The sequence below is a fragment of the Pseudomonas sp. AC463 genome (assembly GCF_979253585.1).
In genome coordinates this window covers 72,324-99,243 of the sequence record NZ_CEEDDZ010000012.1, presented here as the reverse complement: position 1 = coordinate 99,243, position 26,920 = coordinate 72,324, and the positions used below count along the sequence as shown (strand labels likewise).

Annotated in this window: 23 protein-coding genes; 11 read left to right on the top strand and 12 right to left on the bottom strand. The window is 62.9% G+C overall.

The genetic code is table 11. The annotated features are described in order from the left end of the window. Positions 1-32 precede the first annotated feature (32 nt). The 7 genes from AC0IYH_RS16740 to AC0IYH_RS16710 form a co-directional block, all read right to left on the bottom strand. A complete protein-coding gene (locus AC0IYH_RS16740) occupies positions 33-434 on the bottom strand; it encodes a cupin domain-containing protein (RefSeq protein WP_471835222.1) in 402 nt (133 codons plus the stop codon). An 84-nt stretch (positions 435-518) separates the two neighbouring features. Further along, on the bottom strand, positions 519-1,952 hold the full coding sequence (gene pdxR, locus AC0IYH_RS16735; RefSeq protein ID WP_116629004.1) for a MocR-like pyridoxine biosynthesis transcription factor PdxR: 1,434 nt from the start codon (positions 1,950-1,952) through the stop codon (positions 519-521). 70 nt (positions 1,953-2,022) lie between these two features. Continuing rightward, complete coding sequence (locus AC0IYH_RS16730; RefSeq protein WP_065885280.1) at positions 2,023-2,790, bottom strand: SDR family oxidoreductase; 768 nt, start codon at positions 2,788-2,790, stop codon at positions 2,023-2,025. A 22-nt stretch (positions 2,791-2,812) separates the two neighbouring features. Further along, on the bottom strand, positions 2,813-3,880 hold the full coding sequence (locus AC0IYH_RS16725; protein ID WP_471835220.1) for a phosphotransferase family protein: 1,068 nt from the start codon (positions 3,878-3,880) through the stop codon (positions 2,813-2,815). A 129-nt stretch (positions 3,881-4,009) separates the two neighbouring features. Then, on the bottom strand, positions 4,010-4,963 hold the full coding sequence (locus tag AC0IYH_RS16720; protein ID WP_471835218.1) for a 2-hydroxyacid dehydrogenase: 954 nt from the start codon (positions 4,961-4,963) through the stop codon (positions 4,010-4,012). A 95-nt stretch (positions 4,964-5,058) separates the two neighbouring features. Beyond that, complete coding sequence (locus AC0IYH_RS16715) at positions 5,059-5,583, bottom strand: cysteine hydrolase family protein (protein WP_122771967.1); 525 nt, start codon at positions 5,581-5,583, stop codon at positions 5,059-5,061. A gap of 181 nt (positions 5,584-5,764) precedes the next feature. Then, complete coding sequence (locus AC0IYH_RS16710) at positions 5,765-6,358, bottom strand: TetR family transcriptional regulator (RefSeq protein WP_122771968.1); 594 nt, start codon at positions 6,356-6,358, stop codon at positions 5,765-5,767. A gap of 283 nt (positions 6,359-6,641) precedes the next feature. Here AC0IYH_RS16710 and AC0IYH_RS16705 point away from each other — a divergent pair, with 283 nt between their 5' ends. After that, entirely contained in the window at positions 6,642-7,919 is a 1,278-nt protein-coding gene (locus AC0IYH_RS16705; RefSeq protein WP_471835216.1) for a serine/threonine transporter, read from the top strand. A 216-nt stretch (positions 7,920-8,135) separates the two neighbouring features. Here AC0IYH_RS16705 and acnB read toward each other — a convergent pair whose 3' ends face one another. Beyond that, a complete protein-coding gene (acnB, locus tag AC0IYH_RS16700) occupies positions 8,136-10,745 on the bottom strand; it encodes a bifunctional aconitate hydratase 2/2-methylisocitrate dehydratase (RefSeq protein WP_116629010.1) in 2,610 nt (869 codons plus the stop codon). A gap of 397 nt (positions 10,746-11,142) precedes the next feature. Between acnB and AC0IYH_RS16695 the strand changes: the two genes are divergently transcribed. Further along, positions 11,143-11,613, top strand: a complete 471-nt coding sequence (locus tag AC0IYH_RS16695) for a DUF1289 domain-containing protein (protein ID WP_471835214.1) — start codon at positions 11,143-11,145, stop codon at positions 11,611-11,613. A gap of 31 nt (positions 11,614-11,644) precedes the next feature. Here AC0IYH_RS16695 and AC0IYH_RS16690 read toward each other — a convergent pair whose 3' ends face one another. Further along, positions 11,645-12,508: a universal stress protein gene (locus AC0IYH_RS16690; RefSeq protein ID WP_471835212.1), complete on the bottom strand. Its 864-nt coding sequence runs from the start codon at positions 12,506-12,508 to the stop codon at positions 11,645-11,647. Between the two features lie 150 nt (positions 12,509-12,658). Here AC0IYH_RS16690 and AC0IYH_RS16685 point away from each other — a divergent pair, with 150 nt between their 5' ends. Continuing rightward, entirely contained in the window at positions 12,659-13,261 is a 603-nt protein-coding gene (locus AC0IYH_RS16685; protein ID WP_471835210.1) for a MiaE family protein, read from the top strand. Here the strand turns inward: AC0IYH_RS16685 and AC0IYH_RS16680 are convergent. Both AC0IYH_RS16680 and AC0IYH_RS16675 read right to left on the bottom strand, forming a co-directional pair. Beyond that, the gene (locus tag AC0IYH_RS16680; RefSeq protein WP_471835209.1) at positions 13,217-14,416 is read right to left on the bottom strand and encodes an MFS transporter; all 1,200 of its coding nucleotides are present in this window, start codon (positions 14,414-14,416) and stop codon (positions 13,217-13,219) included. The two genes, AC0IYH_RS16685 and AC0IYH_RS16680, sit on opposite strands and share 45 nt — an antisense overlap. Positions 14,417-14,455: 39 nt before the next feature. Continuing rightward, a complete protein-coding gene (locus tag AC0IYH_RS16675) occupies positions 14,456-14,944 on the bottom strand; it encodes a GFA family protein (protein ID WP_122771972.1) in 489 nt (162 codons plus the stop codon). 92 nt (positions 14,945-15,036) lie between these two features. On the opposite strand from AC0IYH_RS16675, the gene AC0IYH_RS16670 reads away from it, so the two are divergent. From AC0IYH_RS16670 to AC0IYH_RS16655, 4 genes are read left to right on the top strand one after another with little or no spacing between them, the layout of a single operon-like run. Further along, on the top strand, positions 15,037-16,158 hold the full coding sequence (locus AC0IYH_RS16670; RefSeq protein WP_122677175.1) for an AAA family ATPase: 1,122 nt from the start codon (positions 15,037-15,039) through the stop codon (positions 16,156-16,158). After that, positions 16,155-16,601 carry a bpX5 domain-containing protein gene (locus AC0IYH_RS16665; RefSeq protein WP_122771974.1) on the top strand — a complete coding sequence of 149 codons (447 nt, stop codon included), beginning with the start codon at positions 16,155-16,157 and terminating at the stop codon, positions 16,599-16,601. Before AC0IYH_RS16670 ends, AC0IYH_RS16665 begins: the two co-directional genes overlap by 4 nt. After that, complete coding sequence (locus tag AC0IYH_RS16660; RefSeq protein WP_122771975.1) at positions 16,588-18,396, top strand: hypothetical protein; 1,809 nt, start codon at positions 16,588-16,590, stop codon at positions 18,394-18,396. Before AC0IYH_RS16665 ends, AC0IYH_RS16660 begins: the two co-directional genes overlap by 14 nt. Next, positions 18,389-21,271, top strand: coding sequence for a bpX6 domain-containing protein (locus AC0IYH_RS16655; RefSeq protein ID WP_471835207.1), 2,883 nt, complete (start codon positions 18,389-18,391; stop codon positions 21,269-21,271). Before AC0IYH_RS16660 ends, AC0IYH_RS16655 begins: the two co-directional genes overlap by 8 nt. On the opposite strand, the gene AC0IYH_RS16650 is transcribed toward AC0IYH_RS16655, so the two are convergent. Beyond that, a complete protein-coding gene (locus AC0IYH_RS16650; protein WP_122771977.1) occupies positions 21,258-22,157 on the bottom strand; it encodes a LysR family transcriptional regulator in 900 nt (299 codons plus the stop codon). The two genes, AC0IYH_RS16655 and AC0IYH_RS16650, sit on opposite strands and share 14 nt — an antisense overlap. A gap of 178 nt (positions 22,158-22,335) precedes the next feature. Between AC0IYH_RS16650 and AC0IYH_RS16645 the strand changes: the two genes are divergently transcribed. From AC0IYH_RS16645 to AC0IYH_RS16630, 4 genes are read left to right on the top strand one after another with little or no spacing between them, the layout of a single operon-like run. Further along, complete coding sequence (locus AC0IYH_RS16645; protein ID WP_471835205.1) at positions 22,336-23,154, top strand: HTD2 family dehydratase; 819 nt, start codon at positions 22,336-22,338, stop codon at positions 23,152-23,154. Positions 23,155-23,183: 29 nt separating this feature from the next. After that, positions 23,184-24,347, top strand: a complete 1,164-nt coding sequence (locus tag AC0IYH_RS16640; protein WP_122771979.1) for an acyl-CoA dehydrogenase family protein — start codon at positions 23,184-23,186, stop codon at positions 24,345-24,347. Between the two features lie 10 nt (positions 24,348-24,357). Further along, complete coding sequence (locus AC0IYH_RS16635) at positions 24,358-25,707, top strand: MmgE/PrpD family protein (protein WP_471835203.1); 1,350 nt, start codon at positions 24,358-24,360, stop codon at positions 25,705-25,707. A gap of 9 nt (positions 25,708-25,716) precedes the next feature. Further along, positions 25,717-26,910: a CaiB/BaiF CoA transferase family protein gene (locus tag AC0IYH_RS16630; RefSeq protein ID WP_471835201.1), complete on the top strand. Its 1,194-nt coding sequence runs from the start codon at positions 25,717-25,719 to the stop codon at positions 26,908-26,910. Positions 26,911-26,920: the final 10 nt, after the last annotated feature.

The window sequence follows — 26,920 nt, the reverse complement described above, 5'->3', positions numbered from 1 at the left end:
GTATAGAGATCAAAAATGTGGGAGGGGGTGGGTTACTTGGGCAGCGGGGTGAGCACCTCGGCCTTGTCATCCAGCACCATCACCACCAGTAGCTTGGCGGACTTTGTCTGGCTGGCATTGCTCGATTCAAAGTGCCGAGAGCCGGCCGGTTCGTAGAACGACTCACCCACCTTGTAGGTCTTCGCCTTCTCGTCATTCACCCGCGAAGTAATCGCGCCTTGCAGCACATAGGCCACGGCGGTGCCGGTGTGGCTATGGGGCACGGTGGCCTGGCCGGGGGCGTAGTCCACGGTGAGCATGATGGTTTTTTTGCCGGGTACGTTGGTCAGGGCGTGTTCTTGCAACACCTTGATGGATTCCTGGTTGTACACCGGTTCATGGGCAAAAGCGCTGAGGGAGGTGAGCATCAGGCTGGTAGCGAGCAGGCGTTTCATGGCGAAGTTTCCGAGTGGTTCGAGACCCGTTCACCCTACGCCGCGTGCCATCGCTGACCAATAACCAATCCTGCGGAAAACTCCCTAGCCAATCTGCTGCAGAATATCGCGCACCTTGTCCAGCGCCGGGTCGATGTCCAGGGTTTCGATGGCGCCGAAGCCGATGATGAGCCCCGGCCTTACCGGCGCGTCGTGGAAGAACACGTCCAGCGGGTAAAGGCCCACTTCCACCTGGCGCGCCAGTTGTATCAGCAGCGGGATATTCACCGCTACCTTGCACAGTGCGGCCATATGGAAGCCCGCCACTGTCGGCACCGCCTCGAACCACGGCGACAAATCCCCCGCCAGTCGTTGCAGGATGCGCTCGCGGCGCCCGGCGTACACGGTGTGGCAGCGACGGATATGCTTGAGCAGGTAGCCCTCGTCGATAAACTTGGCCAGCGCCCATTGCGGCAGGGTCGAGCTGTGCTGGTCGGTCAGTTGCTTGGCCTTGAGCACCGCGCCATAGATCGCCGGCGGCAGCACCGCATAGCCCAGGCGCAACTCCGGCAGCAGGGTTTTCGAGAAGGTGCCCACGTAAGTCACCACGCCCCGGGTGTCCATGCTTTGCAGCGAATCCGTAGGGCGGCCTTCGTAGCGGAATTCGCTGTCGTAGTCGTCCTCGATGATGATCGCGCCCAGCTCGAACGCGCGCGCCAGCAGGGCTTCACGGCGGGGCAGGCTCATGGGCATGCCGAGGGGGAACTGGTGGGACGGCGTCACGTAGATCAGCCGCGTGCCGTCGGGGATCTGCTCGACCTGGATGCCCTGCGCGTCCACCGGCACACTCGCGACGCTCGCGCCCATGGCCTGGAACAGCTGGCGCGCGGGGCTGTAGCCGGGGTCTTCCATGGCGACGATGCAGCCCGGTTCCAGCACCACCCGGGCGATCAGGTCCAGGGCCTGCTGCGCGCCATTGGTGACCACGATATCGCTGTCACGGCATTTGACCCCGCGGGAAAACGCGATATGCCCGGCGATGGCACTGCGCAGTGCCGGCAAGCCTTCGGGCTGGCTGTAGTAACCGCTGTTCTGGGCGATACGCCGCAGCGCGTCCTGGGTGCAGCGTCGCCATTCATCCTGGGGAAACTGGTGGCGGCTGGTGGCGCCGCCGAGGAATTCGTAGCGCAGGGTGTCATCGCGGGTGGGGTGACGCATGGGCGAGGGCAATGCCTGCCATTTCGCCAGGTTGGCGGCGCAAGCCAGGTCGGTGGCGGTTTGCACGCGATCCTGGTCGGGTGCCCAGGCGTTGACGAAGGTGCCGCGGCCAATCTGGCCCACCAGCAAGCCTTCATAGGTCAGCGTGGCATAGGTATCGGACACGGTCTTGCGCGATACGCCTAATTGCTCGGCCAACAGGCGGCTGGGTGGCAGTTGCGCACCCGCCGCGAGGCGCCCGGCCGAGATGGCTTCGCGTAACTGCTGATACAGCTGGGCGGCCAGGTCCTTGCGGCCCTTGATGACAATATGCAGTTCCATGTTTCATCCTGAGGCAAATCGATCTACGCCAAGGTTACGCGTAAATCGATCAGTAGAGGCTCAGGCTGACTCAGGACAGGAAACCACCATCCACATTCAGCGATACACCGGTGGTGTAGCTGGATGCATCGCTGGCCAGGAACAACACTGCGCCGGCCATCTCGCTCGGGTCGGCCACGCGCTTGAGCGGGATCTGCGCCAGGGCCATTTTCAGGATCGCGTCGTTCTTCACCAGTGCAGAGGCGAACTTGGTGTCGGTCAGGCCCGGCAGCAGCGCATTGCAGCGGATGCCGAACGCCGCGCATTCCTTGGCGAACACCTTGGTCATGTTGATCACTGCGGCCTTGGTCACCGAATAGATGCCCTGGAACACGCCGGGTGAAATCCCGTTGATCGACGCGACGTTGATGATGCTGCCGCCGCCGTTGTCGCGCATCAGCTTTCCGGCTTCCACCGACATGAAGAAGTAGCCGCGAATGTTCACGTCGACGGTTTTCTGGAACGCGCCGAGGTCGGTGTCCAGCACATTGCAGAACTGCGGGTTGGTGGCCGCGTTGTTGACCAGGATATCCAGGCGCCCGAACTGCTCGCGAATGCCGGCGAACACTTGGGTGATCTGCTCCATTTCACCGATATGGCAGGCAATCGCCGTGGCCTTGCCGCCGTCGGCGATGATCGCGTCGGCCACGTGCTGGCAGCCTTCGAGCTTGCGGCTTGAGACGATTACGTGGGCGCCTTGCTGGGCCAGCAACTTGGCGATGGCCTCGCCGATGCCACGGCTGGCGCCGGAAACGAAAGCGATTTTGCCGTCGAGGTCGAACAGGTGGGTCTTGGACATGGGAGTTCCTTGTTATGGGCGATCAGAGCGCGGATTTGCCGATGACATTCAGGCTCATCTGCTCCAGCAGCGTGTTCATGTGGATGAACTGCGCAAAGCGTTTGTCCTGGGTCTGGCCATGGAAGAAACGGTAGTAGATCTGCTGCACGATGCCGGCCAGACGGAACAGGCCGTAGGTGTAGTAAAAGTCGAAATTGTCGATCTGGATGCCTGAGCGTTCGGCGTAGTAGTCGACGAACTCGCGGCGGGTGAGCATGCCCGGCGCGTTGCTCGGCTGGCGGCGCATCAATTGCACCGGTGCCGGGTCGCCGGCTTCGATCCAGTAGGCGAGGGTGTTGCCCAGGTCCATCAACGGGTCGCCGAGGGTGGTCAGCTCCCAGTCGAGCACGCCGATGATCTGCATCGGGTTGTGCGGGTCGAGGATCACGTTATCGAAGCGGTAGTCGTTGTGCACGATGCTGGAGGTAGGGTGGTCGGCCGGCATCTTGTCGTTGAGCCAGGCGCGTACGGCTTCCCATTTTGGCGCGTCGGGGGTCAGGGCTTTTTCGTAACGATCGCTCCAACCGCGAATCTGGCGTTCTACATAGCCTTCAGGCTTGCCCAGGTCGGCCAGGCCGCAGGCGTTGTAGTCGACCTGGTGCAGTTCGACGAACTTGTCGATGAAGCTTTTGCACAGGGCTTCGGTCTTGGCGGCGTCCAGGTTGAGCTCGGCGGGCAGATCGGAACGCAGGATGATGCCGTTGACGCGCTCCATCACGTAGAACTCCGCGCCGATCACCGATTCGTCGGTGCAATGCACGTAGGCCTTGGGGCAATACGGGAAGCCGTCTTTAAGCTGATTGAGAATGCGGTATTCGCGGCCCATGTCGTGGGCGGACTTGGCCTTGTGGCCGAAGGGCGGGCGGCGCAGCACAAATTCCTGGCCGGGGTATTCCAGCAGGTAGGTCAGGTTCGACGCGCCGCCGGGGAACTGGCTGATCGTGGGCGTGCCGTGCAGGCCCGGGATATGGGCCTTGAGGTAGGGATCGATCAGGCTGGCATCAAGTTCTTCGCCTGGGCGAATCTGGGTCGATTGGTCGTTCAGCGCCATGCTTATCCCTTCTGCTTATTCTAAAGGCCTTGGACTATTTCCTAATCTAATGCGCGCAACCGCCCAGCGACAAGGTCGGGGCGGCTTAATAGGTTAGCGTGTTGAAGGAGGATCAGCGTGCCTGATCGGTCATTTTTCAGGCGTGGGCAACGTGACCGGCGTGAGCACCGGCCGGCCGGCGAAGTATTCCACCAGGTTGTCGGCCACGCGCTGCACGGTGTCGTGGGCGGCTTCGGGGGACAGGCCGGCCACATGGGAGGTGAGCACGGTATTGCTCAGGCGCTTTAGGGCGTCGGGCACCTTGGGTTCGTCGTCGAACACGTCCAGGGCTGCGCCGCCGATACGCCGCTGCTCGAGGGCGGCCACCAGGTCGGCGGTGACCACCACGCTGCCGCGCCCGATATTCACCAGGTAACCATTGGGGCCGAGGGCGTCGAGGGCGTTGCGATCGATCAGGTGGCGGGTGCTGGCGCCGCCGGGCGTGGCCAGAATCAGGAAGTCCGAGGTGCGCGCCAGTTCCACTGCGGTGGAGCAGTAGGTGTAGTCCACATCATCGCGCGGCTGGCGGTTGTGGTAGCTCACCTCCATGCCAAAGCCCAGGGCGGCGCGCTTGGCGATTTCCAGCCCCACCGCGCCCAGCCCGAGAATGCCCAACTGCTTGCCGCCCAGGGACGGGCGCATCACCTTGGGCCACTCGCTGCGACGCACGGCGGCGTCGGTCTGCGGGATACCGCGCACCAGCGACAACAGCAGCGCCATGGCGTGGTCGGCCACCGACGGTGCGTTTACGCCGGCGCCGTTGGTGACCACGATCCCACGGTTGCTGGCGGCCTGCAGGTCCACATGCTCGTAGCCGGCGCCGATCACGCAGATGATCTCCAGCAGCGGCAGGGCGGCGATTTCCTCGGCGTACAAGCCCAGCGGGCCACGGGTCAGCACGGCCTTGATCTGGCCGCCATGGGCCTTGATGGCCTGGGCGCGTTCGGCGGGCGTCGGCGCCAGGATCACGTGAAAGTCATTGCTCTCGATGATTTGCAGGTATTCGTTGATGGTTTCAACCAGAACCAGAACAGTGGTGGTCATCGGAACGCTCTTCCTGAAGGGTTTGAGGGGAATGAGTATGCGCGAAAAAGTTTACGGCAGGCGCGAGCTTGCGCGCACCTGCCGTGTTTGTTTGCTTAGAAGTCGATATCGGCGGCTTTCACGCGCTTCACAAACGCGCCAGCCAACGTTGCATTGTGATGCTCGATAATCGCCTCGGCCGCAAGCGTCGGGGTGTCCATGCAGGTATGGCCGTCTTCAGGCAATACCACTGAAAACCCCAGCTCAACCGCCACCCGGCACGTGGTGTCGATGCAGAACTGGGTTTTCATGCCGACGATTACCAGTTCACTCACGTTGGCGGCCTTCAGTTGCTGCGCCAGGTCGGTGCCCAGGAAACAGCTGGGGCGGGTTTTGTTGAAGAGGTGATCGTTGGCCTCATCGATCTGCAGTTCGTGCCACAGCTGCCACAACTGACTGCCTGCCTCAATCGGTGAGCCCGCCGGGCCGGTGTGGCGGGCGACGAAGATCGGTGCGCCGGCCTGGCGGGCGCGCTGGATCAGCTGGTTGATGGTGCCCAGCACGCGCTCGCGCTCGAAGGGTTTTTCCGGGCCATCGTAAAGGCCGGTTTGCATATCGATGATCAGCAGGGCGTCAGCCATGGTGGTGCTCCTTGTGAGTGCCAGATGGCGGAGCAATAAAAAGGCCCCGTCCATTGCTGGCGGGGCCTTGGGTTGAAACTGTGAAGTGTTTGGCTAACCCTCACAGCCACCGCGCGACCCGCCGTAAGCGGTCGTGGTGGTGGTGCGGGTGAGGTTCAACCGAGTCAAATTCATGGCCCGATCATGCTGCGGCAGGCGAAGGCATGTCAACGGGCAATAGTGTGTTCCGTACAGCGTCAAGGAATTCATCTGACAGTTCACTGCCGCGTGTCGCGCGCGCGAGGGTAATGGCACCGATCATCATGGCGTATTTGGCCAGCATGCTCTGGCGGTCACCACCTTCGAGCTGCGCGAAGATTTCCAGCGACTGCTCGACGCCCGCAATGAACGCGTGCTGCAAGGCTGTGTCGGCGGGCTCGCGGCACATGTCCGGGGTAAATGCCGAGATCGGGCAGCCGTCCCCCGGGTTGTCACGGTGGGTCGCAGACAGGTACGGGGCCAATACCGCCTGCCGGGCCGCCGGCAGGTCTTCACTGCGGCTGATCTTGTCCTGCCAGCCCTGGTTGGCATGCACGAACGCCTGTTGGCAGGCTTCTGTCGCCAAGGCTTCCTTGGACGCAAAGTGCCCGTAGAAACCGCCGTGGGTCAGGCCGGCGGCAGCCATCACGTCCGACAGGCTGATGCCGTGCAGCCCACGCTCACGAAACAGGTGCGTGGCGGCCTCGACGATGATTTCGCGGTTGAGTTCGGCTTGTTTGCGGGAGACGCGAGGCATGGCGGGGCTCACAGGATAAACGGCGGGTGCTGTGTGAAAGCTACAGGAAGGCAAGGGATTCTAAAATAGATTTTTATGGGAATGTATTAGCTGTAGCGTGCCAATGCCCACGAAACCGGTGCGTGGGGCGAACCCTGAGTCTCTGCACCGGCCAACCGTTCCTCAGCTAAGTCTTTGCTTATTAACGAGAATCCCGGACAATCCGGCCCCTTCTATGGTCGGGGCGCTGCCTGTCAGGTTTTTCTGACTCGTCCCGGCTGTGTAAATGCGGAGATCCGACCGGATGAATGATCAGGCCAATAGCGTCGACGAACGCTATGCAACGACACCTGCAACCCTCGCAAGCTGGAGCCGTCAGGACACTACCTGGATGCTCGGCCTGTTCGGCACCGCCATTGGCGCCGGTACCTTGTTCCTGCCCATCAACGCCGGCCTGGGCGGCTTCTGGCCCCTGGTGATCCTGGCCGCGCTGGCCTTCCCGATGACGTTCTTTGCCCACCGTGGCCTGACCCGTTTCGTACTGTCCGGCCGCGAAGGTTCCGACATCACCGACGTGGTTGAAGAACACTTCGGCATCAAGGCCGGTGCACTGATTACCTTGCTGTACTTCTTTGCGATCTTCCCGATCCTGCTGATCTACAGCGTGGCGTTGACCAACACCGTCGGCAGTTTCATGGAGCACCAGCTGCATATCATGCCGCCGCCACGGGCGATCCTCTCGCTGGTGCTGATCCTCGGTTTGCTGGCCGTGGTGCGTTGTGGTGAGCAGGTGATCGTCAAGGCCATGAGCCTGATGGTGTATCCGTTTATCGTCGCCTTGCTGTTCCTGGCGGTGTACCTGATCCCGCATTGGACCGGTGGCATCCTCAGCACCGCCAGTGAAGTCCCGGCGCCTTCGGCATTGCTCAACACCCTGTGGCTGGCGATTCCGGTCATGGTCTTCTCGTTCAACCACTCGCCGATCATCTCGGCCTTTGCGGTGGACCAGAAGCGTCAGTACGGCGCCAACGCCGATGAGCGCAGCTCGCAGATCCTGTCCCGCGCCCACCTGTTGATGGTGGTGATGGTGCTGTTCTTCGTGTTCAGCTGCGTGCTGACGCTGTCGCCGGCGCAGCTGGCCGAGGCGAAAGCGCAGAACCTGTCGATCCTGTCGTACCTGGCTAACCACTTCGACAACCCGACCATCGCCTTCGCCGCACCGTTGATTGCGTTCGTGGCGATTGCCAAGTCGTTCCTGGGCCACTACATCGGCGCCAGCGAGGGCCTCAAGGGCCTGGTGCTGAAAACCGGTCGTCGCCCGGCCGTCAAGTCCCTGGACCGCATGACCGCCGCGTTCATGCTGGTGGTGTGCTGGGCTGTCGCCACGCTCAACCCAAGCATTCTCGGCATGATCGAAACCCTGGGCGGGCCGATCATTGCGTCGATCCTGTTCCTGATGCCGATGTATGCGATCCGCAAGGTGCCGGCCATGGCCAAGTACCGTGGACAGGCATCGAATGTGTTTGTGACGGCGGTAGGCTTGGTGGCGATTACGGCGTTGGTGTATTCGTTTATTGCTTAAGGCCTGATGCGGTCTGTATGACTTCACAGATCCAAATGTGGGAGGGGGCTTGCCCCCGATGGCGGTGAATCAGTCAATGAAGAGGTTGACTGGGCCACTGCAATCGGGGGCAAGCCCCCTCCCACATTTGTTTTGTGGTGTTGCGAATACTGTATTTCAGGCATAAAAAAACGCCGTGCATCTAGAGATGCACGGCGTTTTTATTGCATCAACATCTTAGGCTTGAATCACCGGAATGTTGGCGCTTGCTGCGATCTTGCGGAACTCGGCGATCTGGTCGAAGTTCAGGTAGCGGTAGACGTCACTGGCCATGGTGTCCAGTTTCGCTGCGTAGCCCATGTACTCTTCGACGGTCGGCAGGCGACCCAGGGTGGATGCGACTGCCGCCAGCTCGGCCGAGGCCAGGTAGACGTTCGCGCCGTCACCCAGACGGTTCGGGAAGTTACGGGTCGAAGTCGACACAACGGTCGAATTCGGCTCAACACGTGCCTGGTTGCCCATGCACAGCGAGCAGCCCGGCATTTCCATGCGCGCGCCAGCCTTGCCGTAGATGCCGTAGTAGCCTTCTTCGGTCAGTTGGTGAGCGTCCATCTTGGTCGGCGGCGACAGCCACAGACGGGTTGGCAGCTGACCCTTGACCTGTTCCAGCAACTTACCGGCAGCGCGGAAGTGACCGATGTTGGTCATGCACGAACCGATGAACACTTCGTCGATCTTCTCACCGGCAACGCTCGACAGCAGACGGGCGTCGTCCGGGTCGTTTGGCGCGCAGAGGATCGGCTCGTTGATTTCGGCCAGGTCGATCTCGATGATTTCGGCGTATTCCGCGTCGGCATCGGCTTCCATCAGCTCAGGGTTGGCAACCCAGGCTTCCATCGCTTGGGCGCGACGTTCCAGGGTGCGTGCATCGCCGTAGCCTTCGCCGATCATCCAGCGCAGCAGGGTGATGTTGGAGTTCAGGTACTCGGTCACCGAATCTTTCGACAGCTTGATGGTGCAACCGGCAGCCGAACGTTCAGCCGAGGCGTCGGACAGCTCGAAAGCCTGTTCCAGCGTCAGGTCGTTCAGGCCTTCGATTTCCAGGATGCGGCCGGAGAAGGCGTTTTTCTTGCCTTTCTTCTCTACGGTCAACAGGCCAGCCTGGATCGCGTAGTAAGGAATGGCATGAACCAGGTCACGCAGGGTGATGCCAGGTTTCATTTTGCCTTTGAAGCGCACCAGGATCGATTCCGGCATGTCCAGTGGCATTACGCCTGTGGCTGCGGCAAACGCGACCAGACCGGAACCGGCCGGGAACGAGATGCCCATCGGGAAACGGGTGTGGGAGTCACCACCGGTGCCGACGGTATCCGGCAGCAGCATGCGGTTCAGCCAGCTGTGGATGATGCCGTCGCCTGGACGCAGCGATACACCGCCACGGGTCATGATGAAGTCAGGCAGGGTGTGGTGGGTGGTCACGTCGATCGGCTTTGGGTAAGCCGCGGTATGGCAGAAGGACTGCATTACCAGATCGGTCGAGAAGCCCAGGCACGCGAGGTCTTTCAGTTCATCACGGGTCATCGGACCGGTGGTGTCCTGGGAACCTACGGTGGTCATCTTCGGTTCGCAGTAGGTACCAGGACGAACGCCTTTGCCTTCTGCCAGGCCGCAAGCGCGGCCAACCATTTTCTGTGCCAGGGTGAAGCCCTTGCCGGTGTCAACCGGTGCTTCAGGCAGCTTGAACAGGTCGGTAGGGCCCAGGCCCAGTTCGGCACGTGCCTTGTCGGTCAGGCCGCGGCCGATGATCAGCGGGATACGGCCGCCGGCGCGGACTTCGTCCAACAGCACCGGAGTCTTCATTTCGAAGGTGGTCAGGACTTCATCGGTGCCGTGTTTGCAGACTTTGCCAGCATGCGGATACAGGTCGATCACGTCGCCCATGTTCATGTTGGTGACGTCGAATTCGATTGGCAGTGCGCCAGCATCTTCCATGGTGTTGTAGAAGATTGGAGCGATCTTGCTGCCGAAGCAGAAACCGCCGGCGCGCTTGTTCGGCACGTAAGGAACGTCGTCGCCGAAGAACCACAGCACCGAGTTGGTTGCCGATTTACGCGACGAACCGGTACCGACCACGTCACCGACGTAGGCGATCGGGAAGCCTTGGCCGCGCATCTCTTCGATCTGCTTCATCGGGCCGGTCTTGCCTTGCTCGTCCGGCACGATGCCTTCGCGGGCCATTTTCAGCATGGCCAGGGCGTGCAGCGGGATGTCAGGGCGGGACCAGGCGTCCGGGGCAGGGGACAGGTCGTCGGTGTTGGTTTCGCCGGTGACCTTGAATACGCGCAGGCTGATCTTGTCGGCCAGGGTAGGGCGGTTGCGGAACCATTCGCCGTCAGCCCAGGACTGGATCACGCCTTTGGCGTGCTCGTTGCCGTTCTTGGCTTTTTCGGCCACGTCGTGGAACGCGTCGAACATCAGCAGGGTGTGCTTGAGTTGGGCGGCGGCGACAGGCGCCAGCGTGGCGTCGTCCAGCAGCTCGACCAACGTCACGATGTTGTAGCCGCCTTGCATGGTGCCAAGCAGTTCAACAGCGCGTTTCTTGTCGATCAGGGGGGAAGTGGCTTCGCCCTTGGCCAGGGCAGACAGGAAACCGGCCTTGACGTAGGCAGCTTCGTCAACACCTGGTGGAATGCGGTTGGTGATCAGGTCAACGAGAAATTCTTCTTCGCCAGCCGGAGGATTTTTCAGCAGCTCGACCAGGCCTGCGGTTTGTTCGGCGTTAAGCGGCTGGGGAACAATACCCAGGGCTGCACGCTCTTCGATATGTTTGCGGTAGGCTTCAAGCACAGTTATTACCCTCATCAGTGGTCCCACGGGACGCTCATCCAGAAATGAACGGCACGCATGCGCTCGGGGGCTTTTTGGGCCGCAAAGCCAGCGCTGCCGGCATTCCTCACAGAAGCTGCTTTCAAAGTTTTACGCCTGCAGAACGGGGCTGATGAGGGTTGGCGCTGGCTATTGACCTACCGGGTAATAACCATCGCCAACACCGTTCTGAAGGAACGACTGTGCTCGTGACGCTTTGAAAACAGCTTCCAGCGGATTATTGGCGCCTTACAAGGCCGGGTGATTCTACGGCAAAAAAAATCTAAAGGTAAGTTGCCACGCTAAGTTTGCTGGGTGATCAACCTTAGACAAAGGGCTAACATGGCGCACTGTTTCGCTGATCTGCGTGTTGTTGCCCATGTCCAACCAAGCCATCAAAACCCCCTGCGTCGGCCTGTGCTCCACGGTCTACGGCGATCTCGTATGCCGTGGCTGCAAGCGCTTCCACCACGAGGTGATCCAGTGGAACGGCTATAACGAAGAAGAAAAACGCGCGGTGTGGCTGCGTCTGGAGCAGTTGCTGGTACAGGTAATGGCCGGCAAGCTGGAGATCTTCGACCCCAAGACCCTGCGCGGCCAACTGGAGCAGCGCAAGATCCGCTTCGTGCCGCACCAGTCCGAGTACTGCTGGGCCTACCAGTTGATCGCGCGGGGCGCGCGGGTGATTTCCAACTTGGAGGCGTATGGCATGGTGCTGCTGCCGGAGTTTCGTGAGTGGAGCCTGCCGGATTTGCGTGATGCGATTGATCGTGAGTTTTTTATCCTGTCCGAGGCGCATTACCAGCGCTATATCGCACCTGGATTCTTGAAAGATGCGCTATCTACCTGACACTAATCATTTAAATGTGGGACGGACACTGTCAGGCCCTGGTCGCCAACTCTTCCAGATGATCCATCAGCGTCTCGGGCTTGAGCACCAGCACATCGCTGTCCACCGCATCCAGAATCACCTCCGCCGTGTTGCCGATCAACGCGCCGGACACCCCGGTGCGTCCAACGGTGCCGATAATGGTGACCGCCGCCTGCAATTTGTGCACAAGGTGCGGAATCAACACATCCGCCGGGCCTTCCTCGATATGCAGGTGCTTGTCATCCACGTCGAATTCGGCCTGGAACGCCCGACACTGCTCGCGGTAGCGCTCCGCGATGGTTTCCTTGAGCTGGAAGGTCGGGTCGGCCGCCGACAGCATCGGCGACGGATGGGCGCTGATCACATGCAACTGCGCCTTGGCCAGGCTGGCGATGTCGAAGCCGTGGTCGATGATGGAATTGTGCAGGGCCCGATGCTCGCCATCGGTATTGCCCACGTCGATGGCCGCCAGAATCACCCCGCCGGCCCACGGCGTGGCGGTCTTGACCAGCAGCACCGCCGTCGGGCAGTAGCGCAGCAGCTTCCAGTCCGCCGGGGTCAGCAAAGCTTTTTTCAGCGGGCTGTCGGGGAAATGCTGCTTGATCACCAGGCCACAGCCCTCGGCCTGCTGCACGTCGATGATGGTTTCATGCAGGCTGGCATTCCAGGCCTGCTCGGTGGTCACGCTGTAGCCATCCTCCAGCAGCCCCGACTTGAGCAGGCTCAACAGCGCCGAATGCTCGTGTTTTTTGTCGCAGACCAGCAAATGCAGGTGCGCGCCGGTAACCCCGGCAATCAGTTTGGCGCGCTTGAGCGCCAGGCTTTCCGAATGTTCGGGTTCGATCACCACGAGAATGCTGCGGATGGCTTGCATGAGCGGGATCTCCAAAAGGGTGGGCGTGGAATAACTATAGTTGCTGGCCGGCCGCCGTCATGTTGATACACATCAAGGCCAGTGGCTGGTGGTCTGCGGCGCGGTCGGTATAATCGCCGGCCTTTTGTGATCCTTTTGCCCGTGAGCCCGATGAACCTGCCCGAAATCCACGAATTCCTCGGCTGCCGCACCCCTGACGCCTGGGTCCAGGCCGCGCTGGCCGATCAGGACACCCTGCTGATCGACCACAAGAACTGCGAATTCAAGGCCGCCAGCACTGCCCTGAGCCTGATCGCCAAGTACCACGCGCATGTTGACCTGATCAATATGATGTCGCGCCTGGCCCGCGAAGAGCTGGTGCACCATGAGCAGGTCATGCGCCTGATCAAAAAGCGCAAGGTCGAGTTGCGCCAGTTGCACGCCGGGCGCTATGCCTCGGGTTTGCGCAAGGTGGTGCGCAGCCATGAACCGGTCAAGCTGGTGGATACCCTGGTGGTCGGCGCGTTTATCGAAGCGCGCAGTTGCGAGCGTTTCGAAGCGCTGGTGCCGCATTTGGACGAAGAACTCGGCAAGTTCTACTTCGGCCTGCTGAAAAGCGAGGCGCGGCACTTCCAGGGTTACCTGAAACTGGCTTACCAGTACGGCGATGCCAAGGACATCGCCCAGGTGATCGAGCGGGTGAGGGCGGTCGAGCAGGAACTGATCGAATCACCCGACATCGAGTTCCGCTTTCACAGTGGCGTGCCAGCCTGAGGCAACGGCCACGCCGAGCAGTGCGGTGATGCCGGTCAGCAGCAGGATCACCGTTTGCGTGCCCAAGGGCGCAGCCACTAGCGCAACCACCAGACCTGCCAAGGGTTGGGGCAGGTTGTTGAGCAAAGTGATCACGCCCACCGTCTTGCCGAAGTCCTGCACCGGGATAACCTTTTGCCGGACGCTGCGCATATACACGCTGTACATTTTGTCGAAGCCGATCACCAGCAGGAAACCCACTGAATACGCCCACAGGTTGGGGCTCAGCGCTGTGATCAACGCGCCGATGGCGATCAGCCCGTAGGACACGGCGCCGAGGATCTTCAGCGGCAAGGTCGCGCGCGCCAGGTAAAACAGAATCGCGATAGTCACCAGCGCGCCTGCGGCTTGCAACAGCGCGTAGGCATCCTTGCCGGCGGCAAATTGGCCAGTGACCATGGCGGCGGAGGTGGCCAGGGTCACGCCGATGATCAGGTTCACGCCCACCGTCAGCGCAATCAGGCGTTTGAGCCCCGCCAGCTCGCGGATATGCCCGAAGGCGATGCGCAGCGGTTGCACCCAGATATCCCGGTGCTGTGCGTGGCTTTCCCACGCCACCGTGGTGTTGCGTTGCCAGGCGCGCATCGCCAGGTCCGCCAGCCCGAACAGAACGGCAACCCCCAGCACCACCCAATGCCAGGCTCCTGCCTCCAACATCAGTGCGGCGACCAGCGGCCCCAGCACCAGGCCGGATTGATCGGCGATCTGCGAGTACGACAGTGTCTTGGCATAGCTGTACTGCGCGAAGATATGCGGCATCAACACTTCGCGGGCCATGACGCCTTGGGTGGTCAACACCCCGCAGAGTGCCGACAGGCCTACCAGCCAGTAGATGCCATCGAATACCCCATACAACGCTACCGCGACCACACAGGCCAGCGCCCGGTACATCTGGCTGATATGCAGGATGCGCACCGGCGAGAACTTGTCGCACAAGGCGCCGCACACCGGGAACGCGAGAAAACGCGGCAGCGACTCGACAAAAAACGCCAGCCCGGCCCAGGCCACACTTTGGGTGGCCTGGAACACGATCAATGGCACCAGAAACAGCAGAATCTGGTCCGCCAGCCGCGACAGAAACAACGAAACGAAGAACGCCAGGTATTCCTTGCGCATACCACTCCCTAGTAAAGGCGTTAAAGATTGCAGGCTACATTAAAGGCTCAGCCCCAGCCGCTCATGCCACCTGGCAATCGACTCTTCGGGGTATTCATCGAACTGCAAATCACCCTTGCGCAGGCTGACCTCGACCCACGGCGCCTTTGTCCCCAGCATCAGGTGCGTATGCTCCGGCGGCACCGGCAACGGCGTGTCGATGGCGCTGGCAAACGGATGGATCAGCTCCGGCCATTCCGGGCTGAACAGCCACAGCGCAGAGCCGCATTGCGAGCAAAAGTGGCGCTCGGCGGTACTGGCGTGAGCGCGGCTGGCGCCCGCCGGCTTGAGCTTGGCATGGTAGATCGAAATCTGTTTGCGCCCGCGCACCTTCAAACTCTTGCTGTCGCCGGACAGGTTGATAGCATAACCGCCGCCGCCTTGGGTCTTGCGGCAGATCGAGCAGTAACAGCGCTGGTAAGGGTAGGGGTGGGCACTGGTGAGGCTGAACGTCACGGCGCCGCAATGGCAGGAACCTTCAAGCTGCATGGGCTGACTCCTGATCAAGACTGTGTAACAACACTTTGCTAATACCTTAGCCTCAGGCAAGATTCCTCGCTTTGGTTTCAGGGAAGACACCCATGATTGCTCAGTTGCACAGCGCTGCCGCGCAAATTCGCCAAGCCGTGCGTGCGGCCACCGAAGGCCTGGTCGGGCGTGAACAACTGGCCGAGCTGATTGTGCTGGCTGCCGTGGCCCAGGAGCACATCCTGGTCATCGGGCCGCCCGGCACCGCCAAAAGTGCCGTGGTACGGCGCGTGGCGCAGTCCATGGGCGGGCGCTATTTTGAGTACCTGCTCGGGCGCTTTACCGAGCCATCCGAACTGTTCGGCGCGGTGGACCTGAAAAAGCTGCGCGAAGGCACGGTGGAAACCGATGTCAGCGGCATGCTGCCGGAAGCCGATATCGTGTTTCTCGACGAGGTCTTCCTCGGTTCCACCGCCATCCTCAATACCCTGCTGGGCGTGCTCAACGAGCGGCGTTTTCGCCGTGGTCATACCCAGGTTCAATGCCCGTTGCGGGTGTGCGTCGGCGCGGCCAACGGCCTGCCGGACGACGAAGCGTTGGCGGCCTTCGGTGACCGGTTCCTGCTGCACCTGTTTGTTGAATCGGTACCGGACAATCAGTTGGAAGCCATGTTGGCGGGCGGCTGGCAGTCGGAACAGCGGCCGGTCCAACAGTTGCTGGGGCTTACGCAACTGGACACACTCAGCCAAGCGATGAAAAGCGTCGACCTCGGCAACGTTCGTCCAGCCCTGGCCCAGGCCATTCGCCGCCTGCGCGAAGCCGGCATTCAGTTGTCCGACCGGCGCATCGTCAAATCCCAGCGGCTGATCGCCGCCGCCGCACTGCTGGGTGGCCGCCTGGAGGCCAGCGAAGCCGACCTGTGGCCGCTGCTGTACGTGCTGCCGACCCAGGAAACCCAGCAACATGGTCGTGAGGTGTTGCGCGACCTGTTTGCCGCGTCGAGCAACAGCCATCTGTTCAGTGCGGTAGAAGAGGCCACCTTGCAGCCGATGTCGCGGTTCAACCGCCTGCTGGAAACGGCCGAAGACTACCTCGCCCGCAGCGAGCCGCCGGCCAGTGCCGTGCTGGAAGGCTTGCTGCGCGAGATCGATGCCAACTTCGACAGCCAGACCCTGCCCGAGCCATTGCAGCAGGCGCGGGGGCAACTCACTCGCTTGCTGACCCCTGCCGAATGAGTGCGCTAGCGCAGCCCTGGGCCTGGCGTTCGCGGCAGGTGCCGGCCGAGCCCCAGGCCGCCGTGGCCTGGGGCGATGCGGCAAGGCGCTTGCACCGGCGCCTGGCGTTGATCCCCGCCGAACATGCCGCACGCCTGCAAGCCACTGCCAACGGCGATGTGCTGGTGGTGACCGGTATGACTGCCGATTTGCCCTGGGTCGACGCGGTGGCCTACGCCGCGCCCAGCGCCTGCGCGCCAGGGCTCTGGTTGCCTACCCGTTGGGCGCCGGATGTGCCGGAGGATTTGCTCGGTCAGGCCTTGTCGGCGCGCTTCAAGCGTTTGCCCTTGCTGGTGTGGCGCGAGCCCCAGGTGGTGATCCCACTGGACCGCCTGCAGACCGTGTCGCCTGAAGTCTTGCAGCGAATCGCAACCTATTGGGGGGCGCGCCATGCAACTGCCTGAAGCGCTGCAACCGTGGCGACAATGGCTGGAATGGTTTGCCCCGCAGCACTTGCCACTGTTCGCTGACCTGCTGGGCCGCATCAACCCGGTGCTCGGGCCGCTGCGTGGCCGGCACCAGGGCGGCGTGCCAGAGCCCGATGGCCTGGGCGATCTGCAGCGCCGCGGGCCCTACGAGCGGCTGCTCTCCAGCGAATGGTTACTGGCCGATGAAGTGCCCGACGAATTCCTGCGCCGGGCGGTGGGGGGCGAGCATATGTTCCTCGCCCCCCAGTATCGTGCCCGTGAGGCGAACCGCCTGATTGTCGTGTTGTTCGATGCGGGCCCTTTGCAACTGGGGGCCGCGCGCCTGGTTCACCTGGCGCTGTTGATGTTGCTGGCGCGGCGAGCCAGCGATGCCGGGGCGCAACTGCGCTGGGGGATTCTGCAAGGCGCGCCGGTGCTGCATGAGTTGGACTCAGCGGCGCAGCTCAAACGCCTGCTCAATGCGCGTACCTATGAAACGGTAAGCGACAGCCATTGGCTGGCATGGCGCGACTGCCTGGCCGACCAGGCCACCGGCGAATGCTGGGTGGTCGGGCAGCGCTTGCCGGCTACCGATCCCAAGGTGTGCACGCACCGGGTGCAGATTCAGCGCAGCCTGGATGGGCACAGCCTGTCGTTCGCCATGCAGCCTGGGCAGACGCAACGTGTGTCGTTGCCGCTACCGGATGAGCAACAGGGCGTGCGATTGCTCAAGGGCCACTTCGAAAACGAGGTGCACACGCCAGGGCCGACCGCTGCCGGCAAGGTGCCTCGGGTGGCCTTGACCCTGCCGCCGGTGATCTCCGGTTCGGGCCACTATGTGGCCCTGCGGATGTTGGACGAGCCTGGGATGGTGGTGATCAAGCTGCCCCACAAAAACCAGAAAAAAGCCATCGAGGTGCGGCGCCGCCTGTGGGGCAAACACCAGCATGTGCTCGCCGCGACCTTTCACCATCGCAGCCTCGGCGCACTGCTGGGGGATGAGAACAACCTGGATTTCTGGAACATCCCCACCATCGTTTCCACGCCCAAGCCGTCGCGCGAAGAAATGCACCTGCCGCCGGGAACGGCGACCTTTCTGCCGGCGGTGTGGCTGCGCGGCCAGCAGTCCGAGCGCCTGTACGTGCTGGATAGCAAAGGCCAGCTCGCCTACTGGCAGGAACGCGGTCGGCGTTTACCGGAGGATGCAGGCTGCGGGGTGACGAGCGACGTCCTGGGGCTGGCGCAGGTAGACACCATGCGGCTGGTTTACGCCCGTAGCGAAGGCGCGCAGGTGGTGATCTACCCGGCCACCGTTGCGGGCCCCAGGGCCTCGGGCTACGCGGTCGGTGCCGCTGCCGGCGTCAGCCAGGTGCTGTTTGCCAGCGCAGCGCGCTGGGCACACGACTTTGGTGGCTGCGCATTGCTCAGCCAACATGGCAGCCATCAGAGTTGGCGCCTGGTCACCCATGACAGCTTCCCCACGAAAAAAGCCCAGATCGACCTGCCGCCTGGCTGGAAGGCCATCGGCCTGCACCACGAAGATGGCGCGCAAGAGCGCTACTCGTTGGTACTGCTGGGGCCGAACCAGCACACCGTCGGCCTGTACGTCCAAGGGCAGGCGCGGGTTCTGTTCACCACCTCGGCGCCGATTGCCCGGGCGAGCTTCTGCCCCATGAGCGGCCTGGTGGCGGTGCTGACCACCACGCGTGAACTATTGGTCTACGCCCTTGCCGAGCGCGCCATGCGTTTGCAAGTGATGTGTGACCTGAAGCAAGGAGGCTCCGATGCTTGAACAGGAACCCCTGGTGATCCGCCGGCCGCTGTTGACTGGTCATCAGCAGATTGATGGCCTTTGGCTGTCCGCCGAGCGCTACGCGCTACAGGAACGTGCGCGCCTGATCCTCGCGCACTGGCACACGGGCGCTGCCGCATCGCGCTTTGCCGAGGGCGATATGCTGCGGTTCGCAGCGCCCGTCTCGGTGCACTGCGAAGCCCTCGCCGGGTGGCCGCTGGTGCGCCAGGGCCGTGGCCTGTGTTCAGCCCGGCTGGCGGCCGAGGAGTTGCGTGCCTTGCCGCCCGCCGACCTGTGGCTGGTGCGCGGCAGCCACGTGCATGCCCTGCACCTGCGTGATGCCCAGGCGTTGGAGCCAGGGCAGTGGCTCGACATCAGCGCCTACACCTTGCTCGACACCTATGATTGCCACGCGCCCATTGCACAGTCTCTGCCGGAGGCAGTGGTGACCGATGTGCGCGAGATTCTCGGCGGGTCTCTGCAGCCGGTCAGTCCGGAACAGGCAGGGGTCATGCAGGCGCTGTTGGAACGCCAGCGCCAGGCGCCGGCGCCCACACCAGCCCCCACACGCGCGCAAAGCCAATGGGACACGACGACGCCGGCGCAATACCCGGCCTTGAAACTCGGCGCGACCCTGGCTTTGGTGGCGGGGCTGATCTGGATGGCAGTGCAGGGCCAATCCGCGCCGCCGTCAGCGGTTCACGCCCCGACCAACGAGCACGCCGGCAGCGTTATTCTGGGGATGCTCATCAGTGGCGTGGTCTTTACCCTGTTATTGCTCGGGCTGAACAAATTCCTGCAGCGCGGCACGCCGGTCATCCACGCGCCGCCGCGTGCCCCGGCTGCGCCAAACATCAGCCAACGGGCTCAGGCGGGTCAGCGTAAACCGGTCATGTGGCGCCGTTGGCTGACCCGCCTGACCCTGAATTCAAAACTCTCCAGGCTGTATGGCAAGCGTCAGGCCGCCTATATGCAGCGCATGCTGGAGATGTTCGAAAACGGCGATTTCTCCGAGGCCTTGCGCCACGCGATCCCGTTGGGCGGCGAGCAGTCCTCGGTGGAACAGAACTTCGGCACGCCCCAGCGCAGGGACGACCTGACCCTTAGCCAGCAGAACGGGCACGGCCGTTCCTACCTGTTCGAGGAAGGGCTGACCGAGCACCTGCGCCGGGTCTATCGCCAGACTTACGAGCGCCTGGCCCGTGAGGGCCGCATCGAGGAGGCAGTGTTTGTCCTCGCCGAGCTGCTCAAGGAGCGCCAGGAAGCGCTCGACTACCTGGAGAAACACGCACGCCATCAGCAAGCTGCCGACCTGGCCTTGGCCTGGGACATGCCGGCGGCGGTGATCGTGCGTCTGCTGTGCCTGGCCGAGAACTGGCAGCGCGCCCTGCTGGTGGCGCGTCGTGATAATGCGTTTGCCGAGGCGGTGGTGATGCTTCAGGCCAAGCAGCCGGAAACGGCCGACCGCTTGCGTCTGGAATGGGCTGAGTCGCTGATCGCCAAGGGCCAGTGGCTGCAAGCCGTCGAGGTGGTCTGGAGCCTGCCTGCCGAACGCCCGCGCGCCGCGCGATGGCTGCTCAATGCCGAGGCGGCCGGTGGGCGCCTGGCGATGGGGGCGTTGGTAAAACGCGCGATTCTGCTGCCCGAGACCCTGCACGCTTACGGCGCCTGGCTCGAACAGCTACGCGACGATCCTGAGCGTTACCTCGAACGTGATGCCCTGGCACATGCCTTGTTGGCGCATAAGTCCGAAAGCGCCGCCCTGGCCTGGCTTGCCGGCGCCACTGTGCACGCCGTGCTGGCGGACCAGCTCAGTGGCCGTGGCGGGCTGAGCTTCAACCAACTGCAACTGCTGGTCAAAATGAGCCGCGACAAGTACCTGCTGGCAGACCTGCCGGGCCAGGCGCTCAAGCGTCCTCCGGTGCGCGCCCTCGACCGCGTGGGCAGCCCGCTTGAATGGCCCGCCCCGGCGATGGGCAGCCGCCCGTTACAGGATGCGGTGTTGTTGGCAGACGGGCGCTACCTGGTGGCCCTGGGCGAGGCCGGCGCGATGGTGACGGATGCAACCGGCAAGGCGCTGTTTCACTTCGCCGTGCCGGCGCAACGTATCGTCTTGGCCCATAGCCAGCAGATGGCACTGGTGCTGACCCGCCGCGACACAGGGTGGCGGATCAGCAAGCTGGACCTGCTAAACCGCACGGCGACTGACCTCGGGATGTTGCTACTGGATGTGTTCGCCAACGTGTTTGACGGCAGCACCTGGACCATCGGCCAAGGCCGGCAACTGCGTGTGGTGGACGTGGATCGCGGCTTTGAGATCTTGTGGCATGTCAGCGACTTGCCCGGAACTGTCCGCGTGTTCAAAAGCGATGAGCACAATGAATTCCTGTGGCTCCATGACCCGCAACACGGCGGCGAGCGCTGGCACTATCGGTTGCCCGAGCGCCGCCTGGCGGGGCGTGAGCCGCTGCCGCAGACGGAGCAGGGGAGCCCGCTGTTTTGCCCACTCGCCCAGACCTTCGAGTTTCTGGTCAAGCATCCCGAGGGCGAAGCGCCCATTCTGGTGATCATGGTCAACGGCACGCGCAAGGGCTACCGCATGCCCGGCTATGACGACGGCTTCACGGATGGCGTGCCCGTGCGCATTGCGCTGGACGCGCAATGGTTGGTTATTGGCTACATGGCGGGTGAATTCGATACCTGTTGGCACTTCATCCACCGCAGCAGTGACCGCCTGTGCGCGGTGGTGCAGTGGCCGTGGCCGGAGGTAAACATCCGTAGCACCGGCGAGGGCTGGCTGCTATTCGACGATCAGGGGCGCTTGAGCCACATCACGGTTGACGGCGCCAGCCAGCGCAACATCAGCTTGCACTGAGCGTGTCCGGCATCAACGTGGCGATCAACGCACGAATGGTGCCGGGCAGGGCCTCAAGCTCGCGCACCAATATGCTGCGTTCGCGAATCGCCCACGGTTCATCCAGCTTCACGGCCACCAACTGCATCGTGCGGCTGTGCCGCACGGCGGCAGACTCGGGAATGATGCCGATGCCCACGCCGGCCTCGACCATCCGGCAAATCGCCTCGAAACTCGACACCTGAATACGCAGCGACAGGTGCTTGCCCAACCGCTCGACGTGTTCACGCAAAAAGCTCAGCAAGGTGCTGCCTTCATGCAGGCCGATATGCTGATAGGCGAGGGTCTGGTCCAGGGTGACTGATGGCTGGTCCGCCAAGGGATGGCCAACGGGCACCATCAGCACCAATTCGTCGGTGCTGAAATGCAGCACCTGCAACCCCGCGGCCTCCACCGGGCCGGCGATGATGCCCATGTCACTGGTGCCGTCCAGCACGCCGCGCACGATATCGCGGGACAGGCGCTCCTGCAGGTCCACCGTTACGCCGGGGCGCAGGGACAGGAAACCCGCCAGCACCTCCGGCAAAAACTCGGTGACCGCCGTGGTATTGGCGAAGATGCGGATATGCCCGGCGGAGTCCACACCGTATTGGGTGAACTCACTCTTGAGGTAATCCACCTGGCGCATGATCAGCCGTGCATGGTGCAGCAACCGCTCGCCCGCCGGGGTGACCTCCACGCCACGGCTATCGCGGTACAACAGGCGCGTGTCGAGTTGGCCTTCGAGGGCCTTGATCCGCGCACTAGCAGCCGCCGGCGAGAGGAACGCACGCCTGGCACCCTGGGTCAGGCTGGGGGATTCGGCGATATGGATGAACAGGCGCAGGTCGGCGAGATCGAAGTGCATGGGGCGGCTCCGGTGTGTACATGAATCTCATCACTGCAAAGCTCCCACATAGGATTTGCAGTGGGGTGGGCGGCGTTCAGCATAACCGAACGCTGGTTTATTGAAATGCAAATTCTCAGAACGGGCGGGCGCTTGCATGATCCGGGGCAGACACCCACTGCCCGAGGACCTGCACCCGATGAGCGCCACTGATTGGATCGGCCGAAGCGAAACCGCCTACGACCACCTGAGCCATAACCTGCTCAAGCGCATTGCCGCCACCTTTGGCGAGGCCGTGCCTGAGGCTGGCGCCGCGCTGCCGCCGCTGTGGCAATGGTGTTTCTTCCAGGACCCGCTGCCGGAAAGCGCCCTGGGCAGCGACGGCCACCCGGCCCGTGGCGGGTTCTTGCCACCGGCTGACAATCGCAATCGTATGTGGGCCGGCGGGCGCATCGAGTTTCTGCACGCCCTGCGTGCCGGTGAGGCCGCCACCCGCGTGTCGACCATCACCCAGGTTGAAGAAAAGACCGGGCGCACCGGCTCGCTGCTGTTTGTCACCGTGCGCCACGACTATTTCCAGGACGGGCGCCTGGCCATCCGCGAGGAACAGGACATCGTCTACCGCGAACCCACGCCGCCCAAGCAGGGCAGTGGCGACGCTCTGGTCGAGGGCGAATGGGTTGAAGCGATCGACCCCACCCCAACCCTGCTGTTTCGCTACAGCGCCGTGACCTTCAACGGCCACCGCATTCACTACGACTACCCCTACGTCACCGGCACCGAAGGCTATACCGGGCTGGTGGTACATGGGCCACTGATCGCTAGCTTGAGCCTGCGCGCCTTTTGCCGGGCCCATCCGCAAGCGACTTTGCGCCGTTTTGCCTATCGCGGCGTGCGCCCGTTAATCGCACCGCAGGCGTTTCAAGTGGCTGGACGAGTGACGGAAAACGGTGTGGCCCAACTGTGGGCCGGCAATGCGGATGGCCTGGCTCAGACAGCTGAAGTCCACTTCGAATAATCCAAGAACAACAGGCGGAGAGCCGTTAAATGAACCCGAATGACAACGAAGAACTCAATGCCATCCGCGCAGGCGTGCGCGCCTTGTGTGCCGAATTCGATGCAGCCTACTGGCGCAAGGTCGATGAAGAAAAGGGCTTCCCAGAAGCCTTCGTCAAGGCGCTGACCGAGGCTGGCTGGCTGTCGGCGATGATCCCTGAAGAGTACGGCGGCTCCGGCCTGGGCCTGGCCGAAGCCTCGGTGATCCTCGAAGAAGTCAACCGCTGCGGCGGTAACTCCGGCACGGTGCACGGCCAGATGTACAACATGTTTACCCTGCTGCGCCACGGCAGCGAGGCGCAGAAACGCTTCTACCTGCCCAAGCTCGCCAGCGGTGAATTGCGCCTGCAATCGATGGGCGTCACCGAGCCCACCACCGGCACCGACACCACCAAAATCAAGACCACCGCCGTCAAGCGCGGCGATAAATACGTGATCAACGGCCAAAAGGTGTGGATCTCACGGGTGCAGCATTCCGACTTGATGATTTTGCTGGCGCGCACCACGCCGCTGGCCGAAGTGAAGAAAAAGTCCGAAGGCATGTCGATCTTCCTGGTTGACCTGCGCGAAGCCATCGGCAACGGCCTGACCGTGCAGCCCATCGCCAATATGGTCAACCACGAAACCAACGAGCTGTTCTTCGACAACCTGGAAATCCCCGCCGACAGCCTGATTGGCGAAGAGGGCAAGGGCTTTCGCTACATCCTCGACGGCCTCAACGCCGAACGCACCTTGATTGCCGCCGAATGCATCGGCGACGGTCGCTGGTTTATCGAAAAAGCCAGCGCCTATGCCCGCGACCGCGTGGTGTTTGGCCGGCCCATCGGGCAGAACCAGGGCGTGCAATTTCCGATTGCCGAAGCGCATATCGAAATCGAAGCGGCAGACCTGATGCGCTGGCGCGCCTGCGAGGAATACGACAGCGGCGCGAATGCCGGAGCCAGCGCGAACATGGCCAAGTACCTGGCGGCCAAGGCCTCCTGGGAAGCGGCCAACGCCTGCCTGCAAACCCACGGCGGCTTCGGCTTTGCCTGCGAGTACGACGTGGAGCGCAAATTCCGCGAGACGCGCCTTTACCAGGTGGCGCCGATTTCCACCAACCTGATCCTGTCCTACGTGGCCGAGCATTTGCTCGAACTGCCACGCAGCTTCTGAGGGGCCGACCATGAGCCATACCCAAGCCCTGTGTCGGTTCCTTGCCGAGCTGAATTACGCGCAATTGCCCGAAGCCGTGCTGTCGCGCACCGAAGACCTTTACCTGGACTGGCTCGCCTCGGCGCTGGCCAGCCAGGGCGCGCACCCCATCCCGCTGTTCGAGCGCTACGCGCAAAAAATGGGCCCCCGCAATGGCCCGGCGCAGGTGATCGTCAATGGCGGCAGCAGCAGCGCGTATTTCGCCGCATTGGTGAATGGCGCCTCGTCCCACCTGGTCGAGCAGGATGACCTGCATAACAGCTCGGTGCTGCACCCGGCCACGGTGGTGTTTCCCGCCGCGCTGGCTGCTGCCCAGGACCTCGGCAAGTCCGGCCGCGAGCTGCTATTGGCCTCGGTGGCCGGTTACGAAGCGGGGATCCGCATCGGCGAATTCATGGGCCGCTCCCACTACCGCACTTTCCACACCACGGCCACGGTCGGCACTCTCGCGGCGGCGGTGGCGGTGGGCAAGTTGCTGGACTTCAACCAAGAGCAATTTATCAATCTGCTCGGCAGTGCCGGCACCCAGGCCGCCGGGCTGTGGGAGTTTCTGCGCGATGCTGCCGATTCCAAGCAACTGCACACGGCCAAGGCGGCGGCGGATGGCTTGCTCGCCGCGTACCTCACGGTGGATGGGCTGACGGGCGCGCGAAATATCCTTGAAGGCGACCAGGGGATGGCCGCCGGTATGTCCAGCGATGCCGAACCGAGCAGGCTGTCCGCCGATCTCGGCAGCCGCTGGGCGTTGCTGGAAACCTCATTCAAGTTCCACGCTTCGTGCCGGCATACCCATCCTGCCGCCGATGCGCTGCTGGATTTGATGCAGCGCGAACGCCTCGAAGCCGTCGATATCGCTACGGTGCAAACCCGTGTGCATCAGGGCGCAATTGATGTGCTCGGTCGCGTAACCAAGCCCGCCAGCGTGCACCAGGCCAAGTTCTCCATGGGCACCGTGCTGGGCCTGATCGCCGTGCATGGCAAGGCCGGGCTCACCGAGTTTCAGGAGCTGGCGTTGACCGACCCGGCCGTCGCGGCGTTTCGCGACAAGGTCAGCATGACCCTCGACCCCGACGTTGACGCGGCCTACCCGCAGCGCTGGCTGGGCCGTGTCACGCTGACCACCACCGATGGCCGCACGCTGCACGGCGCCATCGACGAACCCAAAGGCGACCCGGGCAACACCCTGAGCCGTGTGGAACTGGCGGATAAATTCCAGCGCTTGTGCCAATTCAGTGGCGCCCGCACCCCGGCCCAGGCCGACGCATTGATCGAGAAGGTCTGGGACTTGCGCAATGCCGTGTCCATGGCCGATTGGCTTTGAGGAACCATCATGACTAACCCACGACCGCTGGATGGCATCACTGTTGTCAGCTTGGAGCACGCGATTGCGGCGCCATTCTGCACGCGCCAACTGGCCGACCTTGGCGCCCGCGTAATCAAGATCGAGCGCCCCGGCGCCGGCGACTTTGCCCGGGGCTACGACGAGCGCGTGCGCGGCCTGGCCTCGCATTTCGTCTGGACCAACCGCTCCAAGGAAAGCCTGACCCTGGACCTCAAGCAGGACGCGGCGGGGGACATCCTCGACGCGCTGCTGGCCGACGCCGATGTGCTGGTGCAAAACCTCGCACCCGGCGCGGCGGCGCGCATGGGCTTGTCGTTCGAGGCGCTGCATGCGCGTTTTCCACGGCTGATCGTCTGCGACATCTCCGGTTATGGCGAAGGCGGGCCCTACGAGAAAAAGAAGGCCTACGACCTGCTGATCCAAAGCGAGGGCGGGTTTCTGTCGGTGACCGGCGGCCCCGGTGACGACCAGATGGCCAAGGCCGGTTGCTCCATCGCCGATATCTCCGCCGGCATGTACGCCTACAGCGGCATACTCTCGGCGCTGCTGTTGCGCGGCAAAACCGGGCTGGGCAGCCGCATCGACGTGAGCATGCTGGACAGCCTGGTGGAGTGGATGGGCTACCCGATGTACTACGCGTTCGACGGCGCGCCGCAGCCACCGCGTGCCGGCGCGGCACACTCGACCATTTACCCCTACGGGCCATTCCCCACCGGCGACGGCGGCACGGTGATGCTCGGCTTGCAGAACGAGCGCGAGTGGGCGGCGTTCTGCGACAAGGTGCTGCTCACGCCGCACTTGGCGACCGATGAGCGCTTCAGTGCCAACTTCAAGCGCTCGGCCAACCGTGAGGTGCTGCGCCAGATCATTGTCGCAAGCTTTGCGCAGTTGGACGCCGAAGCGGTGATCCAGCGCCTTGAAGACGCGCAAATCGCCAGCGCGCGGGTCAACGATATGCAAGGCGTGTGGGACCACCCGCAACTCAAGGCGCGCGACAGCTGGCGCGAAGTCGATAGCCCGGCCGGGCCTTTGCCGTCGCTGTTGCCGCCGGCGCGCAATGCCGCGTTCAGCCCGCGCATGGATGCCGTGCCGGCGCTGGGGCAACACAGCCAGGGCATTCTCGAACAGCTCGGTTACACGGGCGACGCCATCGACAGCTTGCGTGCGCGCGGCGTTATCTAACAGAGGAATT